General features: G+C 73.8%; 20 protein-coding genes and 1 pseudogene. 16 read left to right on the top strand and 5 right to left on the bottom strand.

Annotated elements, in window-relative coordinates; genetic code table 11:
• Positions 1–2 precede the first annotated feature (2 nt).
• Both ACFC02_RS24710 and ACFC02_RS24705 read left to right on the top strand, forming a co-directional pair.
• Positions 3–347 carry a GNAT family N-acetyltransferase gene (locus ACFC02_RS24710; RefSeq protein ID WP_376361248.1) on the top strand — a complete coding sequence of 115 codons (345 nt, stop codon included), beginning with the start codon at positions 3–5 and terminating at the stop codon, positions 345–347.
• 65 nt (positions 348–412) lie between these two features.
• A complete protein-coding gene (locus tag ACFC02_RS24705; protein ID WP_376361245.1) occupies positions 413–1,075 on the top strand; it encodes an aspartate/glutamate racemase family protein in 663 nt (220 codons plus the stop codon).
• Positions 1,076–1,995: 920 nt separating this feature from the next.
• On the opposite strand, the gene gndA is transcribed toward ACFC02_RS24705, so the two are convergent.
• Positions 1,996–3,435 (bottom strand): NADP-dependent phosphogluconate dehydrogenase, encoded by a 1,440-nt coding sequence (gene gndA, locus ACFC02_RS24700; protein ID WP_376361242.1) that lies wholly within the window; start codon positions 3,433–3,435, stop codon positions 1,996–1,998.
• Between the two features lie 429 nt (positions 3,436–3,864).
• Here gndA and ACFC02_RS24695 point away from each other — a divergent pair, with 429 nt between their 5' ends.
• Entirely contained in the window at positions 3,865–5,169 is a 1,305-nt protein-coding gene (locus ACFC02_RS24695; RefSeq protein WP_376361239.1) for a transglycosylase family protein, read from the top strand.
• On the opposite strand, the gene ACFC02_RS24690 is transcribed toward ACFC02_RS24695, so the two are convergent.
• Positions 5,159–6,328, bottom strand: a complete 1,170-nt coding sequence (locus tag ACFC02_RS24690) for a DMT family transporter (RefSeq protein ID WP_376361236.1) — start codon at positions 6,326–6,328, stop codon at positions 5,159–5,161. The genes ACFC02_RS24695 and ACFC02_RS24690 overlap by 11 nt on opposite strands.
• 239 nt (positions 6,329–6,567) lie before the next feature.
• Between ACFC02_RS24690 and ACFC02_RS24685 the strand changes: the two genes are divergently transcribed.
• From ACFC02_RS24685 to glgC, 3 genes are read left to right on the top strand one after another with little or no spacing between them, the layout of a single operon-like run.
• On the top strand, positions 6,568–7,443 hold the full coding sequence (locus ACFC02_RS24685; protein ID WP_376361233.1) for a (2Fe-2S)-binding protein: 876 nt from the start codon (positions 6,568–6,570) through the stop codon (positions 7,441–7,443).
• 39 nt (positions 7,444–7,482) lie between these two features.
• Entirely contained in the window at positions 7,483–8,733 is a 1,251-nt protein-coding gene (gene glgA / locus ACFC02_RS24680; protein ID WP_376361230.1) for a glycogen synthase, read from the top strand.
• A gap of 27 nt (positions 8,734–8,760) precedes the next feature.
• A complete protein-coding gene (gene glgC / locus ACFC02_RS24675; RefSeq protein ID WP_376361227.1) occupies positions 8,761–9,981 on the top strand; it encodes a glucose-1-phosphate adenylyltransferase in 1,221 nt (406 codons plus the stop codon).
• A 72-nt stretch (positions 9,982–10,053) separates the two neighbouring features.
• Here the strand turns inward: glgC and ACFC02_RS24670 are convergent, their stop codons facing one another.
• Positions 10,054–10,431 (bottom strand): hypothetical protein, encoded by a 378-nt coding sequence (locus tag ACFC02_RS24670; protein ID WP_376361224.1) that lies wholly within the window; start codon positions 10,429–10,431, stop codon positions 10,054–10,056.
• A gap of 303 nt (positions 10,432–10,734) precedes the next feature.
• On the opposite strand from ACFC02_RS24670, the gene ACFC02_RS24665 reads away from it, so the two are divergent.
• The 4 genes from ACFC02_RS24665 (at position 10,735) to ACFC02_RS24650 (ending at position 18,900) form a co-directional block, all read left to right on the top strand.
• Complete coding sequence (locus tag ACFC02_RS24665) at positions 10,735–13,350, top strand: PA14 domain-containing protein (protein WP_376361221.1); 2,616 nt, start codon at positions 10,735–10,737, stop codon at positions 13,348–13,350.
• 51 nt (positions 13,351–13,401) lie between these two features.
• On the top strand, positions 13,402–15,732 hold the full coding sequence (locus tag ACFC02_RS24660; protein ID WP_376361219.1) for a GH92 family glycosyl hydrolase: 2,331 nt from the start codon (positions 13,402–13,404) through the stop codon (positions 15,730–15,732).
• A 156-nt stretch (positions 15,733–15,888) separates the two neighbouring features.
• Positions 15,889–17,274, top strand: coding sequence for a wax ester/triacylglycerol synthase family O-acyltransferase (locus ACFC02_RS24655; RefSeq protein ID WP_376361216.1), 1,386 nt, complete (start codon positions 15,889–15,891; stop codon positions 17,272–17,274).
• A 126-nt stretch (positions 17,275–17,400) separates the two neighbouring features.
• Positions 17,401–18,900 carry an SDR family NAD(P)-dependent oxidoreductase gene (locus ACFC02_RS24650; RefSeq protein ID WP_376361213.1) on the top strand — a complete coding sequence of 500 codons (1,500 nt, stop codon included), beginning with the start codon at positions 17,401–17,403 and terminating at the stop codon, positions 18,898–18,900.
• A gap of 29 nt (positions 18,901–18,929) precedes the next feature.
• On the opposite strand, the gene ACFC02_RS24645 is transcribed toward ACFC02_RS24650, so the two are convergent.
• Entirely contained in the window at positions 18,930–19,418 is a 489-nt protein-coding gene (locus tag ACFC02_RS24645; protein WP_376361210.1) for a hypothetical protein, read from the bottom strand.
• A 435-nt stretch (positions 19,419–19,853) separates the two neighbouring features.
• On the opposite strand from ACFC02_RS24645, the gene ACFC02_RS24640 reads away from it, so the two are divergent.
• The 3 genes and pseudogenes from ACFC02_RS24640 (at position 19,854) to ACFC02_RS24630 (ending at position 21,082) form a co-directional block, all read left to right on the top strand.
• Entirely contained in the window at positions 19,854–20,027 is a 174-nt protein-coding gene (locus ACFC02_RS24640; RefSeq protein WP_376361207.1) for a hypothetical protein, read from the top strand.
• 61 nt (positions 20,028–20,088) lie between these two features.
• Entirely contained in the window at positions 20,089–20,544 is a 456-nt protein-coding gene (locus ACFC02_RS24635; RefSeq protein ID WP_376361204.1) for an iron chaperone, read from the top strand.
• 56 nt (positions 20,545–20,600) lie between these two features.
• Positions 20,601–21,082 (top strand): annotated as a pseudogene (locus ACFC02_RS24630) (GNAT family N-acetyltransferase).
• A gap of 76 nt (positions 21,083–21,158) precedes the next feature.
• Here the strand turns inward: ACFC02_RS24630 and ACFC02_RS24625 are convergent.
• A complete protein-coding gene (locus ACFC02_RS24625; protein WP_376361202.1) occupies positions 21,159–22,502 on the bottom strand; it encodes an amidase in 1,344 nt (447 codons plus the stop codon).
• A gap of 443 nt (positions 22,503–22,945) precedes the next feature.
• Between ACFC02_RS24625 and ACFC02_RS24620 the strand changes: the two genes are divergently transcribed.
• The 3 genes from ACFC02_RS24620 to ACFC02_RS24610 all read left to right on the top strand — a co-directional run bounded on the left by ACFC02_RS24620 (position 22,946) and on the right by ACFC02_RS24610 (position 26,212).
• The gene (locus ACFC02_RS24620) at positions 22,946–24,508 is read left to right on the top strand and encodes an alpha-L-fucosidase (RefSeq protein WP_376361200.1); all 1,563 of its coding nucleotides are present in this window, start codon (positions 22,946–22,948) and stop codon (positions 24,506–24,508) included.
• A gap of 198 nt (positions 24,509–24,706) precedes the next feature.
• Positions 24,707–24,958, top strand: coding sequence for a hypothetical protein (locus ACFC02_RS24615; RefSeq protein ID WP_360971650.1), 252 nt, complete (start codon positions 24,707–24,709; stop codon positions 24,956–24,958).
• 12 nt (positions 24,959–24,970) lie between these two features.
• Positions 24,971–26,212 (top strand): SPFH domain-containing protein, encoded by a 1,242-nt coding sequence (locus tag ACFC02_RS24610; protein ID WP_376361197.1) that lies wholly within the window; start codon positions 24,971–24,973, stop codon positions 26,210–26,212.
• Positions 26,213–26,297: the final 85 nt, after the last annotated feature.

Below are 26,297 nucleotides of genomic sequence, written 5' to 3'. Positions count from 1 at the left end.
CCATGAGTGACATCGAGATCCGCGACGACCGGCAGGCCGGCCGGCTGGAGGCCGTGTCGGGAGGCGAAGTGGTCGGCCGCATCGAGTACTTCGTCCTGGAGTCGCCCGGGCGTGCCCTCGTTCCGGTCCACACGATCGTGGAACCGGCCCACGAGGGCAAGGGCATCGCGGGCTCCCTGGCGCGCGAACTGTACGCCACCGCCGGGCGCGAGGGCGTCGCCGTGGCCCCGCTGTGCCCGTACGTCACCAAGTGGGCCGCGCGCCACCCGGACGAGGCCCCCGCGCCCGGCCCCGGGCTGCGGCAGGCCGCAAAGGAGTGGCTGGCGGCGCACCCGGGGCGGTTCTGAGCACGACCGAGGGCCGTGCCGTGCCGCCCCCGTCGCCAGAGCCGCACGCGCCGGCAGGTCCCGCCGTGCTCGCGCTGCTGCACACCTCGCCCGTCCACGTCCCGGTCTTCGAGGCCCTGTGCGCGCAGGACCACCCGGGCCTGCGACTGCGGCACTTCGTCGACGAGGACCTGCTGCGCAGGGCCGGCAGGGACGGTCCGGACGCGGTGGCGCACGACGTGGCGGCGGTGCTGGACCGGGCCGTGTCCGAGGGCGCGGGCGCGGTCCTGTGCACCTGTTCGACCATCGGCGCGGTCGCGGAGGCGGCCGGCGCCGGGCGCGCGCTGCCCGTGCTGCGAGTCGACCGGCCGATGGCGGCCGAGGCGGTGGCCGCCGGCCCGCGGGTGGTGGTCGTCGCGGCGGTGGAGAGCACCCTCGCCCCCACCGTCGCACTCCTGGCCGAGGAGGCCGGCCGTGCCGGCCGCCGCGTCCGCGTCCGTCCCCTCCTCGTGCCCGGTGCCTGGGCACGCTTCGAGGCCGGTGACACCGACGGGTACGTACGGGACGTCGCGGCAGCCGCCGACGCGGTCACGGACGCCGACGCCATCGTCCTCGCCCAGGCCTCCATGGCCCGGGCGCGGAACCTGACGACGACGTCCGTCCCGGTCCTGGCCAGCCCCCGCCTCGGACTCACGGCGGCGGCACGGGCGGCGCGGGCGGCGGGGCCGCCTCGCGGCGCAGGGCGGTAGGAGGCGGGCGGAGTCGACGGCGGTGACTGCGGTAGCGGATCACCGGGGTCGGTGCCGGGTGGCGGGCCCGGATGGGGCGGCGGACGGCAGGGCAGTAACGGGCGGCAGGGCCGGACGGCGGCGGCGGGCGGTGGGGCCGGTACGGGCGGCGGATCGTCGGGGTCGGCGGCGGCCGGAACGGCCGGTACGGGCGGCGGGACGGGGTGGCTGTGCCGGGCGGTAGGGCCGGTACGGGCGGCGATCACCGGCGTATGCGGCGGGCGGTAGGGCCGAGACGGGCGGCGATCACCGGGGTATGCGGCGGGCGGCAGGCCGAGACGGGCGGCGGGACGGGGTGGCTGTGCCGGGCGACAGGGCCGGCGGGGGCGTCGAGGCCGGAACGCCGGTGCCGGGGACGGCAGACGGCGGGCAGCGCGGACGGACGCGTCGCGGATGAGGCCGGCCGGGTCTTCGCCGTGCTGCCCCCGGGTGACTGGCCGGGCGGGTGCCGGGTAGGCGGGGGAGTAGTCCAGAGTCCGTGTCGACCGACTGGCCGGAGGACGCCATGACCGACCCGTACCCCGACCCCGTACAGCCCCCGCCCACTCCCGGACCCGGGCCCGCGCCGGGCCCGGAGCCTCAGCGTCCGCAACCGCAGCCGGACCCCGTGCCCACGCCCGAACCGCATCCGGCCCCTGAGCCGCCGCCGGCCCCCGGACCGCCGGGTCCCGGCCCGACTCCGCCGCCCGGGCCCGTGCCGCCGGGGCCGCTTCCGGGCCCGGCGCCCACGCCACCGGCCCCCGGCCCGCCGCCGGGGCCGCCCGAGCCTTCTCCGTCCCCGATCCCGCCGGGCCCGGAACCGGTGCCGAACCCCGAGCCGGGGCCGCCGCTGTCCTGACGGCGGCTCGCCCGGCCTGCCGCGGACGCGCCGCCCACGCCCGCTACGCCGTCACCTCCGTGCGGTCCCCGCCCCACAGCGTGTGGAAGGAGCCGTCGCGGTCCACGCGCCGGTAGGTGTGCGCGCCGAAGAAGTCGCGCTGCCCCTGGGTGAGGGCGGCCGGCAGGCGTTCGGCGCGCAGGGCGTCGTAGTAGGCCAGCGCCGCGGCGAAGCCGGGGGTGGCCACGCCCCGCCGGGTCGCGGCGACGAGGACCTCGCGCCAGTCGTCCTGGGCCGCTGCGATCTCCTGCGCGAAGGTGTCGTCGGACAGCAGGCTCGGCAGGTCCGGACGGGCGCCGTACGCGGCCCGGATGCGGTCCAGGAAGGCCGCCCGGATGATGCAGCCGCCCCGCCAGATCGAGGAGACCGCGCCCAGGTCGATGTCCCAGCCGTACTCCTCGCTGCCCGCCGCGATCTCGTGGAAGCCCTGCGTGTACGACACGATCTTCGAGGCGTACAGCGCCTGCTCGACGCGGTCCGCGAACGCCGCCGCCTCGGCCTCGGACAGCGGCTCCGCCTTCGGACCCGCGAGCTGCCGCGAGGCCCGGCGCAGGGCCGCGTGCCCGGACAGGGACCGCGCGAAGACCGCCTCCGCGATACCGGACACCGGCACCCCGAGGTCGAGCGCGATCTGCACCGTCCAGCGGCCCGTGCCCTTCTGCTCGGCCTGGTCCACCACCACGTCCACGAACGGTTCGCCCGTGGCCGCGTCCACGTGCGCCAGGACCTCCGCCGTGATCTCGATGAGGTACGAGTCCAGACGGCCGGTGTTCCAGGTGCGGAAGACCTCCGCGATCTGCGCGGGCGAGTACCCGGCCACGTCACGCAGCAACTGGTAGGCCTCGCCGATCAGCTGCATGTCGGCGTACTCGATGCCGTTGTGGACCATCTTCACGAAGTGGCCCGCACCGTCCGGGCCGACGTGCGTCACGCACGGCGCTCCGTCGGCCGCCTTCGCGGAGATCTTCTCCAGCATCGGACCGAGCGACGTGTACGACTCGGTGGAACCGCCCGGCATGATGCTCGGACCGTGCAGCGCGCCCTCCTCGCCCCCGGAGATGCCCGTACCGACGAAGTGGATGCCCTGCTCGCGCAGCTCCCGCTCGCGGCGCCGGGTGTCGGCGAAGTGCGCGTTGCCGCCGTCGATGATCATGTCGCCGGGTTCGAGCAGCGGCGCGAACTCCCGGATCACCGCGTCGGTCGGCTCGCCCGCCTTGACCATGACGACCAGCCGGCGTGGACGCTCCAGCGCCGCCACGAACTCCTCGGCGGTCTCGGTCGGGACGAAGGCGCCCTCGCTGCCGAACTCCTCCACCAGCGACGTCGTCCGGGACGCCGTGCGATTGTGCAGCGCGACCGTGTAGCCGTTGCGCGCGAAGTTCCGGGCGAGGTTGCGGCCCATGACCGCGAGCCCCGTGACGCCGATCTGGGCTGTAGTGCTCATACCGCCTGCTCCTCAAAGATCCGATGGATCGCCGCGTCATGTGGTCCGTCCGTGGGGCCGGCCGGTCTTCCCGGGGTGCCCGGAGCCTTCCGGGGCCCTGGGCAGGCTTGCCCGCCCTGCGACCATCCTGGCCCGCCGACACGTCGGCCGCACATCCGTACCGCCTGCTGCCCTCGTCCCGCACGGCTGCCTCACGCGCGGCGGCCGCCCGACGTATCGGCGTCGCCTGCCGGCCCCCGCGGTAGCGGCCGGGCCGGCCCGCTCTGCCCCGGCGGTCTCCCGGGCCCGTCCGCCCCTCGTCCTTGATCCAGCCAATGCCCGTACGATACAAGCCACTTGAAATATGCAAGCGGCCGATTGCCGCCTTGTCATGGCTCGTTCGCGGCGTCTACTTTTGCCCCTCCTGACGCATGGCGAGGGGGAACGGACATGGCCGCACGCGGCCGGCACCGCCGGTACCAGCCGAACAGGATCAACCGCGCCTCACTGACCGTCACGGTGGGCGGCGCGGGCATGGCCATCCCGCTGATCGGCGCCGGCACCGCGTACGCGGCCGACGCGGCCACCTGGAACAAGGTGGCCGCCTGCGAGTCGAGCGGCGACTGGAACACCAACTCCGGCAACGGGTACTACGGCGGGCTGCAGTTCACCCGGTCCACGTGGGCGGCGTACGGCGGGACCGGATACGCCCCGCGGGCCGACCTCGCCACCCGGGACCAGCAGATCGCGGTGGCGGAGAAGGTGCTCGGCGGCCAGGGCCCCGGCGCCTGGCCGGTGTGCGCCCCGCGCGCCGGACTGACCCACGCCCAGGCGGCGCACACGCATGCACATACCCCGCAGACGCACGCGGTGCAGTCGCAGACGAAGCAGTCGCACACGGCGCGGTCACTCGCGGCGCAGACGCACACCGCGCACACCGGCACCGCGACCTCGGTACGTGACGTCCGGCCGCAGACCACACCGCAGTCCCGCGCGGGCACCGCCGAAATGTACACGGTGGTCCGCGGCGACACCCTCTCCGGCATCGCCGACGACCGTGATGTCCGGGGCGGCTGGCATCGGTTGTACGCCGACAACCGGACCGTCGTCGGGGACGATCCGGACCTGATCCTGCCCGGACAGCGGCTCTCCCTGCACGCACCGCACCAGGCGCCGGCCCCGCACAAGGAGCGCACCCCGGCCACCCGGCCGGGCACCAAGGCCGAACCCGAGCAGAAGCAGCCGCAGAAGCAGCCGCAGAAGCAGAAACCCGCGGTGAAGCCGAAGCCCGCCGCCCGGACCGGCAGCAGCAGAGCCGGGCGGCCGCACACGAGTTCGCACACCACCTCGCACGCCCTCGTCGCCCCCGTGCACGGCCCCATCGGCACCGGGTACAGGGTGTCCGGCCCCCACTGGTCAAAGGGCTATCACACGGGTGTCGACTTCGTGGTTCCCACCGGCACCTCCGTGCACGCGGCCGGGGCCGGGCAGGTGGTCACCGCCGGCTGGGGCGGCGCCTACGGCTACCAGGTGGTGATCCGGCACGCCGACGGCCGCTACAGCCAGTACGCGCACCTGTCGGCGATCTCGGTGCGGGCCGGGCAGTCGGTCACCGCCGGGCAGCGCGTCGGCCGCTCCGGTTCCACCGGGAACGTCACGGGCCCGCATCTGCACTTCGAGGTGCGGACGGGGCCCGGTTTCGGTTCGGACATCGACCCGGTCGGCTACCTCCGGGCGCACGGCGTCAGGATCTGACCCGGGGCCGGTGCCGGACCAGCACGGGCACGGGGACGTAGGGCAGGCCGTGCACGAGGCCGCAGAGCGGTCCGCCGTACAGCGTCCCCACCTCCAGCGGCGCTTCGTCCTGTTCCGGTATGGCTCGCGGGGCCGCCTCCCGTGGTGCCGGGGGAGCGGGGACCACGGCGGGCAGCCGCGGGGAATCCAGGACCGCTCCCGCCGGAGCCCCCGGCCCCTCCAGAGCCCCCGACCCTTCCAGAGTCACCGCTCCCTCCAGACTCACCGGAGCCGGAGCCGGAGCCGCCGAAACCTCCGGAGCCGCCGCCCCGTCCGGCGTCACCGCCGCCGTGCGCCCGATCCGCTCGGTCGTCAGCAGGATCAGGCCACCGGCGGCCACCACGCCGCAGCCCAGGGCGAGCACGGTGCCCGTGGTCCCGTAGCGGAAGGTCTCGCCGAACATGGTGATACCGACCGCTGCCGCCGCCATCGGGTTCACGACCGTGAGCGTGGCCAGCGGCGCCGCGAGGCCACCGCCCCGGTACGACGCCTGCGACAGCAGCATGCCCGCGGTCGCCAGGACCCCGATCACCGCGAGCGACGGCAGGTCCGACGCCGTGATAGCGGTGGTCCAGTCCACCGCGACCGCCTTGGTGAACACCGACGACATGCCGAAGGCGATCCCGGAACCGATGGCGAGCAGCACGCTGCGCACCGCCGGATGCCGGTGCGCGGCACGCCCGGCCACCGTCAGCGCGACCACCGCACCGCCGGTGAAGGCGGCCAGGGCGACGCGCTGCGCGCCGCTCAGGGAGTGCGTGTGGGAGGCGCCCACCAGGGAGAGCAGGCCCGCCAGGCCGACCGTCGCCATGACCGCGCCGCGCCACGCGGCGGCGCCCGCCCGGCGGCCGACCAGGAGCGCAGCCATCGGCAGCGCGAACACGATGGTCAGCGCGCCCAGCGGCTGGACGAGACTGAGCGGTCCGCAGGCCAGGGCCACCACGTGCAGCAGAGCGCCCAGGCCGTTCAGGGCGACCGCGGCCCACCAGGCCGGCCGGCGCAGCGGCGCGTACTGCTCATCGGGGCCCGACACCGCGACCTGCTCCTGCACGATCGCGCCGCCCGCGTACGCGACGGCGGACACGAGTGACAGCAGCACGGACAGCGCGAGGGCGCTCATGAGCTGGTCCTCTGCGGGAGGCGGGGGCGGCGGCCCCGGCGCGGCGAACAGGCGGCTTCCATGGTTCAACACCTTGCCGTGCCGATCGCTTCCCGTCGTCGTCCCTGAGCAGTCAATGGGTCATACTGCCGACGGAGTATCCGTCCCCCGATGTCCTCCCCAAGGTGGGCGACTTACGAGGGGCACCCCCTGAGAAACCGCCCGAGCCCACCCCTAGGGGCCCGGCGGCCGCCGGCCCCTTGGTACTACTGCTCCTCGTGGAACCCGACGCCGAACTCGCCGCCCTCCGCCCGCTCGGCGGCTTCTTCGCCCTGCGCACGGGCGAGCCGCCCCGAGGGCCGCTGCCCACCCTCGCCCAGGTCTACGCCGCCCCGTCCTGCGAGCACGCCGCAGACCCGCTCACCGTCCGGGTGCGCCGGGTCGCCGAGGGCATCCGCGCCCCTGAGGCGAGAGTTGCCACCTCGGTGGCCCACCAGGGGCTCGCCGCCCGGCTGTGGTCGGTGGCCCTCGGCTGCACCGTACGGTACGGACAACTCCCGGACCTCGCACCGGACCTGCTCCGCTGGGACCCCACGGCCGGCGCCCCCGACGACCTGTGGCTCACGGAGGTACGCCCGACCGACAACGCCCCCGTCCCCGACACCGTCTCCGCCTCCGTTTCCGTCTCCGACTCCGATGCCGAATCCGACAGCGATGATGCGGATTCCGGCGCCGCCGCTGCTTCTGCTGCCGCCGCCGCGCTCGCCCGCGTAGTCCTGCTCGCCCACCTGGAACCCCTGGCCGCGACCCTGCGCGCCCGGCACCGCCTCGCGCCGGGGCTGCTGCGGGGCAACGCCGCCTCCGCGCTGGTGGGCGCGGCGCGGCAGCTCGGCGGATGGGCACGGGCGAACGACCGGCCCGAGGCCGCTCAACAGGCCCACGATCTGGCCGTACGCCTGCTCGCGCACCCCGCGCTCGCCGGAGCGGGCACCCCGGGCACCTGGGGCGCCCGGGGCACCACCGGCTTCCGGCGGCGTAGTTGCTGTCTCTACTACCGCGTGCCCGGCGGCGGTGTCTGCGGGGACTGTTGCTTCACACGAGTCCCGCGCTCTTCCCCGCGGGCCGCATCCGGGTGACCATGAAAGGGACTTGCCGCCGGACTCAGGGGGTTGCGGGTGCGCGTGGGACTGCTGACCCGGGAGTACCCGCCGGACGTGTACGGCGGTGCGGGCGTCCATGTCGAGTTCCTGGCGCGGGAGCTGCGCCCCCTGGTCGACCTGGAGGTGCACTGCTGGGGCGAGGCCTCCTCGGCGGAGCGGGCGGCCGGCGTCGTACGCCACCGCCCGTGGCCCGCGCTGGACGGCGCCAACGACGCCCTGCGGACCTTCTCCGTGGACCTCGCCGCGGCCGCCGCCACCGAGGGCTGCGACCTGCTGCACTCCCACACCTGGTACGCGAACCTCGCCGGGCACCTCGGCAAGCTCCTGCACGGCGTGCCGCACGTGCTGACCGCGCACTCCCTTGAGCCCCTGCGTCCCTGGAAGGCCGAGCAGCTCGGCGGCGGTTACGCGCTGTCGAGCTGGGCCGAGCGCACCGCGATGGAGGCCGCCGACGCCGTGGTCGCCGTCTCCGGTGCCATGCGCGAGGACATCCTCGGCTGCTACCCGGGCCTGGACCCGGCCCGCGTCCACGTCGTCCACAACGGCATCGACACCGCCCTGTACCGTCCCGATCCGAAGACCGACGTCCTCAGCCGCGTCGGCCTCGATCCGGACCGGCCCTACGTGCTCTTCGTCGGCCGGATCACGCGCCAGAAAGGCGTTCCGCACCTGCTGCGCGCGGTCCGGGACATCGACCCGGCGGCCCAGGTCGTGCTGTGCGCGGGCGCCCCGGACACCCCGGAGATCGACCGCGAGTTCCGGGACCTGTACCGGGAGCTGAGCCAGGTCCGCGCCGGTGTCCACTGGATCCCGCAGATGCTGCCGCGCCCGGACGTGATCCAGCTGCTCACCCACGCGGCCGTCTTCGTCTGCCCCTCGGTGTACGAGCCGCTCGGCATCGTCAACCTGGAGGCGATGGCCTGCGGCACGCCCGTCGTCGCCTCCAGGGTCGGCGGCATCCCGGAGGTGGTCGACGACGGCCGCACGGGGATCCTCGTCGACCTGGGCGGCGGCCGGGACCAGGACGGACGGGCCGGAGGGCAGGACGAGGAACGGTACGACGGCCGGGACCACGCCTTCGAGGCGGGCCTGGCCCGCGCCCTGGACGCCGTGCTCGCCGACCCGGCGGCTGCGCGCCGCATGGGCGAGGCGGGGCGGCGGCGGGCGGTGACGGAGTTCGGCTGGGACGCCGTCGCCCGGCGCACCGTGCGGCTGTACGAGGAGGTCCTCGGGTCAGGCTTGGGCCGCTTCGGGTCAGGGCAGTAGTGGTTCAACCGGGTGAGGGGAGCGGCCATGCGTCGTGGTGGACCTTCGGTCCTCGGAATCGTCCTGGCGGGCGGAGAGGGCAAACGCCTGATGCCCCTGACCGCGGACCGCGCCAAGCCCGCGGTGACCTTCGGCGGGACGTACCGCCTCGTGGACTTCGTGCTGTCCAACCTCGTCAACGGCGACATCCTGCGCGTCTGCGTGCTGACCCAGTACAAGTCGCACTCGCTGGACCGGCACATCACCACCACCTGGCGCATGTCCAGCCTGCTCGGCAACTACGTCACGCCCGTGCCCGCGCAGCAGCGCCTGGGCCCGCGGTGGTACCTGGGCAGCGCCGACGCGATCCTCCAGTCGCTCAACCTGGTCCACGACGAACAGCCCGAGTACGTCGCCGTCTTCGGCGCCGACCACGTCTACCGCATGGACCCGCGGCAGATGCTCCGGCAGCACGTCGAGGGCGGCGCGGGCGTGACCGTCGCCGGCATCCGGGTGCCGCGCACGGAGTCCTCGTCGTTCGGCGTGATCACGCCGGCCTCGGACGGCCAGACCGTCGAACGGTTCCTGGAGAAGCCCGCCGACCCCCCGGGCCTGCCCGACGACCCCGACTACGTCTTCGCCTCCATGGGCAACTACATCTTCACCACCAAGGCGCTCGTGGAGGCGCTGCACCGGGACGCCGAGAACGAGCGATCGGTGCACGACATGGGCGGTTCGATCCTGCCCGAGCTCACCGGGCGCGGCGAGGCCCAGCTGTACGACTTCAGCGCCAACCACGTGCCCGGCGAGACCAGCCGCGACCAGGGCTACTGGCGCGACGTCGGCACGCTCGACGCGTACTACGACGCGCACATGGACCTCATCGCCGAGCGTCCGGCGTTCAACCTGTACAACCGCGACTGGCCGATCTACACCCACTCCAACCAGCTCTCGCCGGCCCGGTTCAACGCGGGCGGCATCGCGGGGGAGTCCATCATCAGCGCGGGCTGCCTGATCCGCGGACAGGTCACGCGGTCCGTGCTCTCCCCGGGCGTCCGGGTCGACCCCGGCGCGGTGGTGCAGGGCTCGGTGCTGCACGACAACGTCCACGTCGGCCGGGGCGCCGTCGTGCGCGGCGCGGTCCTGGACAAGAACGTCGAGGTGCCGCCCGGCGCGACGATCGGCGTCAACCCGGAGCGGGACGCCGCGCTGTACACCGTGTCCCGGGGCGGGGTGATCGCCCTGGGCAAGGGCCGGCGCGTGCCGTAGCCCGGACCAGGGCCCCGGCTCCCGAGGCTCCGGCCTTGAGACCCGACCTTCCGGATTCGGTGCGGGGGCGGCTCACCCCGTCAGCGGCGGGAAGTGGTTCAGGGTGATCGCGCTGGCCCGGCGCGCGTCGTCGGCCGGGGAGAACTGCACGTACTCGGTGCCCGGCGCCGTGTGCACCGGGACGTGCCCCGGGGGCGCGTAGAAGGCCTCCCCGGCCTGGTACACCTCGTCGTGCTCCGGGTAGCGCAGCCGCAGTTCGCCCTTGAAGACGTACCCCCAGTGCGGGCACTGGCAGCGGCCGTCCGGCAGCTTCTTGAGCAGCGGGGTGAGATCGACGTCCTCGCGGAAGGTGCGGAAGTCCACGGTGTAGCGGTCGAGGTCCTCGGACTGCTCGACGACGGGTCCGTAGTCGCCGCCCTGGGTGGCGGTGCGCCGGGAGACCTTGGGCATCCGGTTCACTTCCCTTCCGCGGGTGGGGGAGCCGTGCGGAGCCGCACGACACGGAAGCGACGCCCCCATGGTGCGCGCCCCGCGGGCGTCCGGTCCACTTGGATCTCGCCCCGCCCCGCGCCCCCCGGCAGGCCCCGGCCCCGCCCAGCGCCCCGCTCTTTTGTCATGTCCCTGGACTGTGGGCGAGATCCATGCTGTCATGCCGTCGGCTGCCTATGACAACGTTGTTCCACACCGGACCGAACAAACCCGCACTCGGGCAGCGCACAAGAGACGCCAGTTTCCTTCGCCACGAGGAGGATCGTGCGCACCAGCCGCTTCAGGGACCGACTCGCGCTGCTGCTCGCCGCAGCGCTCGGTCTCGCCGCGTTCACCGCGGCCCCCACCGCGACCGCCACCCCCGCCGACGACCCCGTCGAGGCCCACGGCCTCAAGGGCGACTACTACACCCAGTCCGCCCCCGGAGCCTTCGACTTCGACCAGCTGAAGGCCACCGCGTTCGACCCCGCACTCGACTTCGACAACCTCGAACCCCGGCTGGCCGCCACCACCGGGCGCTCCGACGACGTCAGCGTCCGCTGGACCGGCCGCCTCGTCCCGGAGAAGACCGGCGCCCACACCTTCTCGATCACCGGCGACAACGGCTTCCGCCTCTGGATCGGCGGCGACCTCGTCATCGACCACTGGGTCGACGACTGGGACCGCGAGCAGAACTCCGCCCCCGTGGAGCTGACCGCGGGCAAGGCCTACGACATCAAGGTCGAGTACTTCGAGCACTACGGCGGCTCCAACCTCCACGTGCGCTGGACCGAGCCCGGCGGCACGAAGGAAGCGGTGCCGCAGTCCGCGTTCCGCCTGCCCGACGGCTACGCCTACGACGGCGCGCTCTCCAGCACCGTCCTCGGCGACGGCCGCACCCTGAGACTCGGCTTCGCCCAGCGGCTCACCGCGCCCCCCGCGAGCCTCGCCGACCACCTGAAGGCCGTCGTCGGCGGCGCCACCTGGCCGCTCGGCGCCGCCCGCACGGACCCGGCCGACCCGCGCGCCCTGCTGGTCTCCCTCCAGCAGCCCGTCGTCGGCAACAAGAGCGGCACCGCACGCGGCACGGCCGACGTCCGCTACGACGGTCAGGGCGGCCTCACCGGCGCCGACGGCAAGGCGGTCGGCGCGTTCTGGAGCAGCGGACCCAACCGGTCGACGTACGAACTGCGTACGCCGTGGGCCGCCCAGGTGGGGCCGGACAACGCCCTGCCCGAGTACCCGCGCCCGCAGCTGACCCGCTCCGACTGGCTGAATCTCAACGGGAGTTGGCAGTTCGCGGCCGCCCACGCGGGCGAGCAGCCGCCCGTGGGCAAGTCGCTGCCCGAGCGGATCCTCGTCCCCTACCCCGTCGAGTCCCAGCTCTCCGGGATCGAACGGCACGAGGACCGCATGTGGTACCGCCGCACCTTCACCGTCCCCGCGAACTGGCACGTCGGCCACGGCAAGCGGCTGCGGCTCAACTTCGGGGCGGTCGACTGGAAGGCCGAGGTCTACGTCAACGGCACGAAGGTCGCCGCGCACCAGGGCGGCTACGACAAGTTCAGCGCCGACGTCACCGACGCGCTGAAGCCCGGCCGCACCCAGGAGCTGATCGTCGGCGTGTACGACCCGACCGACGCGGCCGCCGGGGAGAACCCGCCGCTGGGCAAGCAGCGCCTCGACCCGAGCGGCATCTGGTACACGCCCACCTCGGGCATCTGGCAGACCGTGTGGATGGAGCCGGTCGCCCGCGACCACGTCGACTCCCTCACGCTCACCCCCGACGTCCCGCACGGCCGCCTCACCGTCCAGGCCCAGGGCGTGCGCGACGGCGTACCGGTCACGGCGACGGCGTACGCGGGCCGGCGCAAGGTCGCCACCGCGCACGGCCGCACCGGCTCCCCGCTCACCCTGACGATCCACGACCCGCACCTGTGGTCGCCCGACGACCCCTTCCTGTACAACCTGAAGGTGCGCGTCGGCGCCGACGACGTCGGCAGCTACTTCGGCATGCGCTCCATCGCGGTGGAGCAGGTGAACGGCGTCCCCCGCACTGTCCTCAACGGCAAGCCGGTCTTCATGATGGCCACGCTGGACCAGGGCTTCTGGCCCGACGGCCTGTACACCGCGCCCACCGACGAGGCCCTGGCGTACGACCTGAAGGCGCACAAGCAGCTCGGCTTCAACGCCGTCCGCAAGCACATCAAGGTCGAGCCCGACCGCTGGTTCTACTGGGCCGACCGGCTGGGCCTGATGGTGTGGCAGGACATGCCCGCCATGACCGCGGGGGTCGACCCGTCCGCCGCCGCGCGGGCGGAGTACGAGCGCGAGATGAAGGAGGTGATCGACGAGCACGTCAGCAGCCCGTCGGTGGTCATGTGGGTCACCTTCAACGAGGGCTGGGGCCAGTACGACGAGGCCCGCATCGCCCGGCAGGCCAAGGGCTGGGACCCGACGCGGCTGGTCAACGGCATGTCCGGCATCAACCTGGGGACCGACGGCGGCGCCGGCGACATCATCGACGAGCACGGCTACCCCTCTCCCGCGCTGCCGCCGCACCCCGACGGCAAGCGGGCCCTGGTCAGCGGCGAGTACGGCGGCCTCGGCCTCGCGGTGCCCGGACACGCCTGGCCGGTGCAGCAGAGCTACGTCGACGTGGACCCGGCCGCCTACACCGACGACTACCTCACCAAACTCGGCGAGGTGCGGGCGCTGGCCTGCCGCGGCAGCAACGGCGCGGTCTACACCCAGATCAGCGATGTCGAGGGCGAACTCAACGGCCTGCTCACCTACGACCGGCGGGTCCTCAAGCCCGACGCGTCCCGGGTGCGGGCCGCGCAGCAGGCACTGATCCGCGACGCGTCGCGCGCGACACCCGCGGGATGCCCGGCTGACTGACCATCAGACGTGATCATGCAGGCAATGACGTCTCCCTGGAGGTCTACCTGCATGAGCTGGACCCGGAGCCTGCGCCTGCGCCTGTGCGTGGGAGCGGCGGCGGTGGCAGCGTCCGCGCTGTCCACCGCCCCCGCCCCCGCACGGGCCGCCGAACCCCGCGACGCCCGGCTGACCGACCTGGTCAACCCGTTCATCGGCACCGCGAACGAAGGCAACACGTTCCCCGGCGCGACCGTGCCCTTCGGCATGGTGCAGTTCTCGCCGGACACCGGTCACAGCACCGGCTACGACTACGCCCAGAGCCGCATCCGCGGCTTCTCCCTGGTCCACCTCTCCGGCGTCGGCTGCCGCATCGGCGGCGACCTGCCGGTGCTGCCCACCACCGGTGACGTCACACGGACGGACTACGCCAAGTACGCGGCCGGCTTCCGCCACGAGGACGAGCGGGCGAGCCCCGGCTACTACCGCGTCGCGCTGGACTCCGGCATCGAGGCCGAACTGACCGCGACGGCCAGGACCGGCGTCCAGCGCTACACCTTCCCGGCCACCGACAAGGCCAACGTCCTGCTCGACGCCGGCCAGGCGCTGCACCGCATGGTGGCGTCGACGGTGGAGATCCTGGACGAGCGCACCGTGCGCACCGCGATCACCGGCCGCGGCTTCTGCAAGGACACCCTCCCGTACACCGTCTACACGATCACCCGCTTCGACCGGCCCTTCACCGCCTACGGCACCTGGGACGGCGCCGCCCTCACCCCCGGCGCGCGGACCGGGCGCGGCGGCGCCTACCTCCGGTTCGACACCACCCACGACCGCACGGTGGAGGCGACCACCGCGCTGTCGTACGTCGACGCGGCCGGCGCGGCCGGCAACCTGCGTGCCGAGGGCGGCCGTTCCTTCGCCACCGTGCGGCGGGCGGCCCGGCGGGCCTGGGAGGAGCGGCTGGCGGACGTGCGCGTCAGAGGCGGCGACCCCGCCAGGCGCCGCACCTTCTACTCGTCCCTGTACCGGTCCTTCCTCGCGCCGAACGTCGGCGAGGACGCCGACGGCCGCTACACCGGCTGGGACCGGCGCGTCCACCGCGGCGACGGCTTCACCTACTACCAGAACTGGTCGCTGTGGGACACCTACCGCACCCAGTCCCAGCTCCTCGCGCTGCTCGCGCCCCGCGAGTCCCGTGACATGGCGATCTCCGTGATCAAGGTGGCCGAGGAGAGCGGCTGGCTGCCCAAGTGGGGCTACGGCACGGTCGAGACGAACGTCATGACCGGCGACCCGGTCACCCCGTTCCTGACCAACGCCTTCCAGCAGGGCCTGCTCAAGGGCTACGAGGAGCGGGCCTACCGGGCCCTGAGGAAGAACGCCGACGGCGTGCCGCCCGCCGACTCCCCGGCGGTGGGCCGCGACGCCGACGAGGACTACGTCAGCCGCGGCTACGCCCCCTACATCAAGGGCCACGAGCCCGCCAAGGCCGGCCACTCCGACTACGCCTTCGGTGCCTCGGCGACCCTGGAGTACGCCCTGTCGGACGCCGTGCTCGCCCAGATGGCCCGCGCCCTGGGCCACGGCGAGGACGCCGACCGCTACGCGGCCCGCTCCCGCAACTACCGCCACCTGCTCGACCCCTCGACGCGCTTCTTCCGCGCCCGCGACACCTCCGGCGCCTTCACCGGGCCGTGGAGCCCGGCCCAGAGCGCCGGCTTCCACGAGGGCACGGCCTGGCAGTACCAGTGGCTCGTGCCGCAGGACCTGCCCGGCCTGGTCGACCTGATCGGCGGCGAACGGCCGACCAACGAACGGCTCGACGAGTTCTTCGCCTACGACCAGCTCCTCGCGGACCCCGCGCGCACCGCCCGCCAGGTGTGGGTCAGGGACCCGTACGCCTACTACGACACCGACCGCTACAACCCGCTCAACGAGCCCGATCTGCTCGCCCCGTACACCTACCTGTCGACCGGGCAGCCGTGGAAGACGACCGACGTGGTGCACGCCGCGCTGACCCTGTTCACCGACGATCCGACCGGCATCACCGGCAACGACGACCTGGGCACCATGTCCGCGTGGGACGTGCTGTCGTCCATCGGCCTGTACCCGGTGCAGCCCGGCTACGCCACCTGGGGCCTGTCCACGCCCGTGTTCGACCGGGTAGACCTACGCCTGGACCCCCGTCACCACCCCCGCGGCGCCCTGACGATCACGGCGCCCGGCACCTCCCGCGAGGACCGCTACACCCAGTCGGTCAGCGCCGACGGGGTGACCCGCGAACGGACCTACCTGACCACCGCCGACCTGCGCCGCATCAGGACGCTCCGCTACACCGTGGGCCCTCGGCCCTCCTCGTGGGGCACGTCGGCGCAGGCGGGGCCGCCCGCCCTGAGATGACTCCCGCCCGCCGGCCCGGCTGACGCCCGCGTCCCGCCCCACCTGCCGGGGCGGGACTTCATCTGATGTTAACTGAGCGTAGCTTGATCGTACTTGACCGTAATCGGTTACAGACTGTTGACTACAGCTCCACTCTCCGTCGACACGAGGCACCCATTGAGTCCCGACCTGCTCGCCCCCCTCGACCTGGCGTTCTGGAACATCGAGTCCGCCGACCACCCGATGCACCTCGGCGCGCTCGGGATCTTCTCCGCACCCTCGCCCAGCGCCGGGGCGCACGCGGCCGACCTGCTCGCCGCCCGCGCCGCCGGGGTCCCCGGACTGCGCATGCGCATCCGCGACGTGTGGCGCCCCCTCGACCTGCGGCGCCCCCTCGCCGACGGTCTGCGCCACTCCCTCGCGCACGGCCTGCGCCGGCCGCTCGGCTTCGGCGGCGCCGCCCGCGAACCCGACCCCTGCTTCGATCCGCTCCACCACGTCCGGCTGCACGCCCCGGCCGCCGACTTCCACGCCGCCGCCGGACGCCTCATGCAGCGCCCCCTGGAACGCAACCGGCCGCCCTGGGAGGCCCACGTGCTGCCCGCCGCGGACGGCACCTGCTTCGCGGTCCTCTTCAAGTTCCACCACGCCCTCGCCGACGGCCTGCGCGCCCTCACCCTGGCCGCGGCCGTCCTCGACCCGGTCGACCTGCCCGAGCGGCGCCCCAGGCCCGCCGAGCCGCCGCGCGGCCCGCTGCCCGACGTGCGCCGGCTGCCCGCCCTCGTGCGCGGCGCGCTCGGCGACGTGGGACGGGCCCTGGACATCGGTGCCCGCGTCGCCCGCTCCACCCTCGTCACCCGCACCACGCCCGCCCTGACCGCCGCCCCCACCGGCACCCGCCGCACCGCCGGTGTGGTCGTCGACATCGACGACGTGCACCTGGTGCGCAAGGCCGTGGGCGGCACCGTCAACGACGTCCTGATCGCCGTCGTGGCCGGCGCCCTGCGCCGCTGGCTCGAAGAGCGGGGCGAGTCCTGCGAGGGCCTCGCGCCGCGCGCCCTGATCCCGGTCTCCCGGCGTCGCCCGCGCACCGCCCACCCGCAGGGCAACCGGCTCTCCGGCTACCTGACGGAGCTGCCCGTCGGCGTCCCGGACCCGCTGCGCCGCCTCACCGCCGTCCGCGCCGCCATGGACCGCAACAAGGACGCCGGCCCCGACCGCGGCGCCGGCGCCGTCGCCCTGCTCGCCGACCACGTGCCCGCGCTCGGCCACCGGCTCGGCGGCCCCCTGGTCGGCCAGGCCGCCCGCCTCTGGTTCGACATCCTGGTCACCAGCGTCCCGCTGCCCGGCTTCGGCCTGCGCCTGGGCGGCCACCCGCTCACCGCGGTCTACCCCTTCGCGCCGCTCGCCCGCGGCCAGTCCCTCGCCGTCGCGATCTCCACCTACCGCGGCCACGTCCATTACGGTCTGGTCGCCGACGCCAAGGCCGTACCGGACCTCGACCGGCTGGCCCGCGCCGTGTCCGAGGAGGTGGAGACCCTCATCACCGTCTGCGGCCCCTGAGACCCCGGTCCCGGGCGCCGATCATCACGCGTTTGGCGGTAGGCCGTGGCGCTGCCGTAAAATCCCCCGTTCGGACAGCGGGCGCGAGTGGGCGCGCCGCACGAGGACCAGGGAAGCGGCAGCGCGATGACGGTGACAGACGAGGGCCCCACGGCCATGGACGAGGTGGTGTACGCGCCCGGCGAGGAGATCGCGTACGGGCCCGGCATCGACCCGGAGCGTCTCGCCGTCTGCCTCGACGTGCTACGGGAGCTGGACGGCATCGACGTCGACCACCCCGACGCCGTCGCCGTGCGCCGGGCCACCTCGCACATCTACCGCATGGTCAAGCAGCGCCGCCGCCAGGAGCGCCGAGCCGCCAAGACCGCCCACGACAAGGCGGTCACGGAGGCCACGGCCACCGGCTCGGCGGAGCGCATCGACGACGAGACCGAGGGCATCCTGCCGTCCTCCCGCACCGAGGAGGGGGAGATCGCGGGCATACTCCGGCGCCCGCGCTCCTGCTACGTCTGCAAGCAGCGCTACGTCGAGGTCGACTACTTCTACCACCAGCTGTGCCAGAGGTGCGCCGCCGAGAACCGCGCCCGCCGTGACGCCCGCGCCGACCTGACCGGCAAGCGGGCCCTGCTCACCGGCGGCCGGGCCAAGATCGGCATGTACATCGCGCTCAGGCTGCTGCGCGACGGCGCGCACACCACGATCACCACCCGGTTCCCCAACGACGCCGTCCGCCGCTTCAAGGCCCAGCCGGACAGCGCCGACTGGATCCACCGGCTGAAGATCGTCGGCATCGACCTGCGCGACCCGGCCCAGGTGGTCGCCCTCGCCGACTCGGTCGCCGCCGAGGGCCCGCTGGACATCCTGATCAACAACGCCGCCCAGACCGTCCGCCGCTCCCCGCAGGCCTACAGCGAGCTGGTCACCGCGGAGTCGGCCCCGCTGCCCGCCGGGGAGCTGCCCGCGGCCGAGGTGATCGGCACCTTCGGCTCCGGCGCGGTCGCCGCGCTGCCCGGCGCGGGCTCCGGCGCGCTCACCGCCCAGGACGTCACCGACCTCGCCCTGGTCTCCGGCTCGGCCTCCCTGGAGCGCATCGCCGCCGGCACGGCCATCGACGCCGGCGGCCTGGTGCCCGACCTGCACGACACCAACAGCTGGATCCAGACGGTGGACGAGGTCACGCCGGTGGAGCTGCTCGAGGTGCAGCTGTGCAACTCCACGGCGCCGTTCATCCTGATCAGCCGCCTGCGCCCATCGATGTCCGCCGCGGCGGCCCGGCGGACGTACATCGTGAACGTCTCCGCCATGGAGGGCGTCTTCGACCGTGGCTACAAGGGCGCCGGTCACCCGCACACCAACATGGCCAAGGCCGCCCTGAACATGCTGACCCGCACCGCGGCCCAGGAGATGTTCGACAAGGACGGCATCCTGATGACGGCCGTGGACACCGGCTGGATCACCGACGAGCGCCCGCACCCCGACAAGGTCCGCCTCGCCGAGGCCGGCTTCCACGCACCGCTCGACCTGGTCGACGGCGCCGCCCGCGTCTACGACCCGATCGTGCGCGGCGAGGCGGGGGAGGACCTGTACGGCGTCTTCCTGAAGGACTACGCGCCCGGCAAGTGGTGAGCGCCCGGACCTGACGTGCCGACGGGGTGTCAGTCGAGGGCACCCAGCGGGGCGCTGCGGGCCGCGACCAGTTCCAGGACGGTGCGCCAGTCCTCCAGCACCCCGGCGCCCGCGGTGTCGCCGACGCCGCGGGCGCGGGCCTCCTCGTCCGCGAGGCGCAGGGTCAGGGCGTCCTCGTCCAGGGGGCGCACGGCACGGCCGTCCCCGGCGGACGCCTGCTGCCGTACGAGCCGGAAGACGCGCTCACCGAGCAGGCCGCGCACCGCCTCCGCGGCGCGGGCCGGGCGGGCGGCGGACCGCGCGCCCGCCCCGTCGTCCGCGACCAGCAGCCCACCGGCGCCCAGCACCAGCCCCGCGACCTGCAGCTCCTTGTCCGCCGGGCGGCGCCTGCGCAGCAGTGCGGCGGTGCGCAGGGCGTGGTCGCAGGGGTCGGCGCGGCGCCCGGCCCCCTCGCGGGCGGCGGCATGCCGGCCGGCGTACAGCAGGTCCATCAGCTCCTCGACACTGCGCAGCTCCATGCGTCAGTCCTCCCGCGGGACGGCCCTTGCGGTACGCCAGCAGATCATGGCGAGCTTGCGGCACGGCCAACGGCACCTGAACGGTGCCCCGTAGGCCGAACGGGTGAATCTCCTGGCGCTCCGCAAAGCGACAAATCACGTTGTATGCGGCTCAATGAACACGCCTGACTTCAGATAGTTACCTGCTCTTTGCAGCCCCATCGAGCAGGGGGGCGCTCATTTGGTTAATCTGGAGTAGGCGGACAGCACCAAAGGGTTCCCACCACACCCACGGTCCGTCCCGGGGTGAGCCGGTGCACAACGGCCTGCTCGGACCTCAGTTGCCGGCGCCACCGCGTCCGACCTGTTTCGACCCAGACCCGAGTGGGCGTCAGGTGCCGCAGCGCAGACTGCCGGTGACCGCCCCGAGGGTGACCGACACATAAGGAGTGCGCGGTGACACCGGAGAAGACGAAGCGCGACCAGCGCCCCCAGGAATGCACGGAGCGTTCGGGCCGACGGCCCGGAGACCTCGGCAGCCTCGACGTGTGGGCGCGGTCCGCCCCGATCCGCCTGGCCGGCTACGAGGACGACCTCGCCGAACCGCACATCCTGCCCAGCGTGGACTAGAACGGGGGTAAGGTCCCCCGCAGGATCTCGCACCGCAAGATCACCGAGGGGGGCCTTTCTCATGGGGAGCGCCGGCAGCAGCGCGTACGAGGGTTTCACGGCCGAGGAACGGGCCGCGATGAAGGACCACGCACGGGAACTCAAGACGGCGGCGCGTCGCCGGTCCCGCGCGGACAAGGAGGCGGAGGCCGAGCGGGACGTGCTCGCGAAGATCGCCGAGATGCCGGAGGCGGACCGGGTCATGGCCGAGCGCGTCCACGCGGTCGTCACGGCCGCCGGCGCCCCCGTCCTGGCGCCGAAGCTCTGGTACGGGATGCCCGCCTACGCGCGGGACGGCAAGGTCGTCTGCTTCTTCCAGAGCGCGGAGAAGTTCAAGGCGCGGTACGCGACGCTCGGATTCAGTGACCAGGCGAACCTGGACGAGGGCACGATGTGGCCCGCAGGCTTCGCCCTGACCGAGGTGACGCCCGAGGTGGAGACGCGGATCGCCGCGCTCGTGAAGCAGGCGGTGAGCTGAGCCGCAGGCGCCGCGCCAGTGCCCTGACCGGCATGGGCCGTGCCAGACCCACGCCCATGCTGATCAGGGAAGCCACGCCTGAGGACTGGGCGCGCATCTGGCCTCTTCTGGCACCGCATCGTCGCCGCCGGCACCTGCGCCTGGGACCCGGGCACCGGCGAGGAAGACGCCCGCGTCCTGTGGATGGGGCCCGCCGTGCGGGACTTCGTCGCCGAGGACGAGACCGGCTCCGTCCTAGGTCACCCCCGACTACGGCGGCCCCGCCGCGGGCATCGCCAACGCCGGCTTCCTGGTCGACCCCGACCCCGACCCCGACCACGCGGGGCGCGGGGCCGGGCGTGCTCTCGGCGAACACGTCCTCGCGGCGGTCCGCGCCGACGGCTACCGGGGCATGGTCTTCGACGCCGTCGTCGAGACGAACCCGGCCGTGGGCCTGTGGACCTCCCTCGGTTTCACCGTCCTCGGCACCGTGCCGCGGGCGTTCGAGCATCCGCGGCACGGCGGGGGCGGGCTGCGCATCATGTACCGGGACCTTTGAACCTGCGGGACCTGTGGAGCTACCGGGATCTACGAAGCCGCTGGGGCCGCTGAGGCCGGCGGCCGCCCGCGGGGACTCACGCGAGAGGGGCCGTACGCGGCCACGGCCGCAGTTGCTCGATCCGCTCCGCCAGGTCCAGCAGGGCTGCCTCGGAGCCCGGGCGGCCCACCAACTGCACCGCGCACGGGGTACCCGAGGGCAGGGTGCCGAACGGCACCACCGCCGCGGGCCAGCCGGCCAGGTTCCACGGCCCGGTCATCGGCGAACAGGCGCCGTTGACAAGGGCGTTGCGCAGCCAGCCCCGCTCGTGCCAGGGCGCGGCCCGCGGGAGGCGGCGGGCCAGCGCCGGGCAGAGCAGTACGTCGTGCTCGGCGAAGAACGGCTCCAACCGGCCGCGCAGCCGCTCGCGCGCGTCGCCCGTCCGGACCCCCTCCACGAACCGCCGCCCGAGGGCTGCCTGCACCCGGGTGCGCCGGTCCAGCCGCCGTGGATCGAGCCCCGCCGCGTCCATGGCCGTACCGGCGCTCCAGTGCCGCAGGGCGGTGAACCCGATCGACGCCGGATAGGGCGGATCGGCGCGCCGCACCCGGTGGCCCGCGCCGGCCAGCAGCCGCGCCGCCTCCCGGACGGCGGTGGCGTACGGGCCGCTGACCGTCACCCCGCGCAGCGGGGTACGCACGGACGCGGCGACCGTCACCGCCGGGGGTTTCGCCGCGCGGGGAACGCCGGTGTCCGCCAGGACCGAGAGCATCAGCCGCGCGTCCGCCACCGTGGTCGCGAGCGGCCCGTTCTCCGACATGCCGAACCAGTCGCCGTTGCCGATGCCGGCCGGCACCACGCCGTAGCCGGGCTTGACGGTGACCAGGCCGCAGGCGGCGGCAGGTATGCGCAGCGAGCCCATGCCGTCGTTGCCGAGCGCGAGCGGCACCATCCCGGCGGCCACCGCCGCCGCGCTGCCGCCCGACGACCCGCCCGCCGTGCGCGAGGTGTCCCACGGATTGCGGGCGGTGCCGTGCACGCCCTCCGTGGTCCCGAAGACGCACAGCTCGGGCACGTTGGTCAGCCCCACCACGACCGCGCCCGCCGCCCGCAGCCGGGCGACGGTGACGTGGTCCTCGGTCCGGGGCAGGTCCGAGGTTGCCGCGGAACCGTTCCGGGTGGACTCGCCGCTTACCGCCAGGTTGTCCTTGACGGCCACCGGAACGCCCGCCAGCGGGAGTTCGGCCAGGTCCGGCCGGGACCCGACCTCGTCGGCCTCGTCGAGCGCGGCCCGGGCGCGGACGGTGCGGAAGGCGCCGACCCGGCCGTCCAGCCGCGCGATGCGGGCCAGGTGCCCGGCCACCACCTCACGGGCGGTGGCCCGCTTCTCTCGTACGGCGGCGGCGATCTCGACGGCACTGCGGCCGGCCCAGTCGGTCACGGGCGCTCCTCGGCGAAAAGGGAGATGAGGGGAAGGGAAAGGGGAAGGGAAAGGGGGAGGGAAGGGGCAGGAGCGTACTCGTGAGTACGCAGGACGAACTCTGCCCGTGGGGGACCACTCGCGTCGAGGGGCATCCGACGTCATCCGATCAATGACTCAACTTCCCTGCCTGTACGCCCCATTGACACACGCCGGCGCCCGCTCGATTATCAGACATCCGATGAATTGGAGGGTGCTCGTGAGTACGTATCCAAGACGTCAGGTCCGAGACCGACGGTGTCCCCTTCCTCGTCCCGTCCTGCGCCGGGCGCCCCGCCGGGCGGCCCGGCAGGCGTGGGTCTTCAAGACCGAGCAGCACGGCTGAGCGCGCCCGCCCCGAGCCCGGCACCCCAACTCCCGCCGAGTTCCTGCCACTTCGCCCTGACCCGAGGAGACGCACCCGCATGCCCCTCTCCCGACGGCTCTTCGTCGCCTGCACCGCCTCCACGGCCGCGCTCGCCTCGGCCGGCCTGCCGTCCCCGGCCTTCGCGGCACCGTCCGCCGCGGCGCCCGAGGACGCCGATCCGCGCGACCGCATCCCCGTCGGCCCCGACGACACCGCACAGGACCTGGTCCGCAAGGCCTCCCGGGTCCGGCCCACCGAACGGCAGATCGCCTGGCAGCGCCTGGGGCGCACCGCCTTCCTGCACTTCGGGGTGAACACCTTCACCGGCCTGGAGTGGGGCACCGGCGACGAGGACCCGGACGTCTTCCGGCCCGCCCGCCTGGACACCGACCAGTGGGCCCGTGCCCTGCGCGACGGCGGCTTCACCCTCGCCGTCCTCACCGTCAAGCACCACGACGGCTTCGTCCTCTACCCCTCCCGCTACACCGGCCACACCGTGGCCTCCAGCGGCTGGCTGGGCGGACAGGGCGACGTCCTGCGCGCGTTCGCCGACTCGATGCGCCGGCACGGCCTCAAGGTCGGCGTGTACATCTCGCCGGCCGACGAGAACCAGTACCTCCACGGCGTCTACGCCAACGGCAGCACCCGCGTCCCGCGCACCATCCCCACTCCGGTCCCCGGCGACGACCGCCCGCCCCGGCGGACGTACACCCTGCCGGCCACCGACTACGGCGCCCACATGCTCAACCAGCTCCACGAGGTGCTGACCGGGTACGGCCCGATCGACGAGGTGTGGTTCGACGGCGCACAGGGCCGCATCCCGCCGGACAAGGTGGAGAAGTACGACTGGGACAGCTGGTACGCCCTCGTCCGGGCCCTCGCGCCGCGGGCGGTCGTCGCGGTCTCCGGGCCCGACGTGCGCTGGGTCGGCAACGAGGGGGGACTGGCCCGCGAGGACGAGTGGAGCGTCGTACCGGTGGCGGAGCGGGAGTACGGCCGGACCGACTACGCCCTCGCCTACGACGCCCCCGACCAGGGCAGCCGGGCGGCGCTCGAAGCGGCCCGCCCGGTCGCCGACTTCCTCCAGTGGTGGCCCGCCGAGTGCGACGTCTCGATCCGCGACGGCTGGTTCTACCATCCGGAGCAGCAGCCCAAGAGCGTCGAGCGGCTGACGGACATCTACTTCCGTTCGGTGGGCCGCAACGCGGTCCTGCTGCTCAATATCCCGCCGGACACGGACGGGCTGCTGCCGGCGGCCGACGTGGCGCGGCTGCGGGAGTTCAGGGAGCGCGTCGAGCGGGAACTGCCCGAGGACCTGGCACGCGGTGCCCGCACCGTCGTCGCCCCCGCACGGGTCACCGTCGACCTCGGCACGGCGCGGGAGGCGGACCGCGTCCGGCTGGCCGAGGACGTCCGGCACGGGCAGCAGGTCGAGGGCTTCGTCGTCGAGGCGTACGACGGCGCCGCGTGGACGCGGGTGACCGGGGCGGGCACGATCGGCGCGAGCCGGATCCTGCTCCTGCCGCGTCCCGTGACGGCCCGGCGGTGGCGGGTGCGCGTGACCTCGGCCCGCGGCCGGGTGCGGATCGCCGAGTTCGGCCTGTACCGGTCGCGGACCTGAGCCGGGCGCGCGGGCGGGGCGTACGGGGGGAGGCGGGAGAACGGGGGGGCCGGAGTGGGGCCGGAGCACCCGGCGCCCCCGTGCCGGTGTGTCCCTGGGCGGTGGGAGAGCACCGGTGTGCGTCCGACGCGTAGGCGGCTCGCCCGGGTGGGTCTAAGGTCGGAAGAACAGGACGAGCACGAGGGGAAGTAGTCGGCGATGGCGCAGGACGAGGCCGTGATCGGCTGCACGGGGGAGCTTCTCATCGGCACGCGCGGATCCGCCGGTCCCGGCGAGATCCTGGTGCGGGTCAGAGGCGGATCCGAGACCTTCCTCGCCTGGTCGCAGGAACCGTTGCCGATCGGTGCGACGGTCCTCGTGGTGGACTCCCGTGGATGCCGTGAGGTCGACGTCATCGAGTGGGCCGACCCCCTGGACAGGTTGCGCGACGATGCGGCCGACGCAGGCTAAGGAGAACAAACCATGTTCGGTTACCGCGTTCCCGCCCCCGACGAGGCGATGCTGATCTCGGGCGGCAGGCGGGGACTGGGGGGCGCGCCGTTCCGGGTGGTGACGGGGCACGGCAAGTTCGTGCTCCCGGTCTTCCGCAAGGTCCGCTTCCTCACCCTGTCGATGTGCGAGTCCGAGGTCGTCGAGACCTGCGTGACCAAGCAGGGCATCGCGCTGCACGTGCGCGCCGTCATCGCCTTCAAGGTCGGCAACGACACCGAGAGCATCATCAACGCGGGCCAGCGGTTCCTCTCCGACCAGGACCAGATGTCGGTGCTGACCGGCCGGATCTTCGCCGGCCATCTGCGCGCCATCATCGGCTCGATGACGGTCGAGGAGATCGTCACCGAGCGCCAGAAGCTCGCCGCCGAGGTGCTGGACACCTCCAAGACGGAGATGGCGAAGATCGGCCTGATCGTGGACTCGCTGCAGATCCAGTCGATCGACGACGGCGACACCGGTTACATCGACGCGATGTCCGCGCCGCACAAGGCGGCCATCCAGCGCCAGGCCCAGATCGCCCAGGCGCAGGCCAACCAGGCCGCCGCCGAGGCCGAGCAGGAGGCGGCGCGCAGGCAGGCCGAGTACGCCCGGCAGACCGCCGTGGTGAAGGCGGAGTACTCCGCCGAGGTCGACCGGGCGCAGGCGCACTCCGCCCAGGCCGGCCCGCTGGCGCAGGCGCACGCCCAGCAGGAGGTGCTGGCCGCCCAGACGGAACTGGCCCAGCGGCAGGCCAAGCTGCGCCAGCAGGAACTGGTCGCCGAGATCGTCAAGCCCGCCGAGGCCGAGGCCGAGCGGGTCAGGATCCTGGCCGCCGCCGAGGCGCAGCGGATGAAGATCCAGGCCGAGGCGGCGGCGTCGTACGACCGTGTCGCGCTCGACCGGATGCTGATCGACCAGCTTCCGCAGATCGTCAAGGAGGCCGCGGGCGGCCTCGCCGGCGCCAACGTGAACGTCCTGAACGGCGCGGACGGGCTCGGCGAGATCGCGGCCGGCCTGGTCGCGCAGGGTCTGACGATCCTGGACTCGGTCCGGCAGAACCTGAACGGCAACAGCGGCAGCGGCGGCAACGGCGACCGCAGCAACGGCGACCGCGGCAACGGCGCCGGCCGCTCGGAGCAGGGCAACGGCCGCCTCGAACTCCAGGGGCCCTCGGCGGCGAAGTCCGACAGCGACGGCCGCGGGCCGGGCGGGGGGAACGAGCGCACCTCCTGAGGCCCGGATGCGGGGCGGCCCGGCCCCGGCGCCCGCCGCGGCCCCGGCGCCCGCCCCGCCGCGCCCCCCCCCCACACCCCCCCCG

This window comes from Streptomyces sp. NPDC056160, assembly GCF_042268205.1.
Classification (GTDB): domain Bacteria; phylum Actinomycetota; class Actinomycetes; order Streptomycetales; family Streptomycetaceae; genus Streptomyces.
This window is presented reverse-complemented; position numbering and strand designations above follow the sequence as displayed.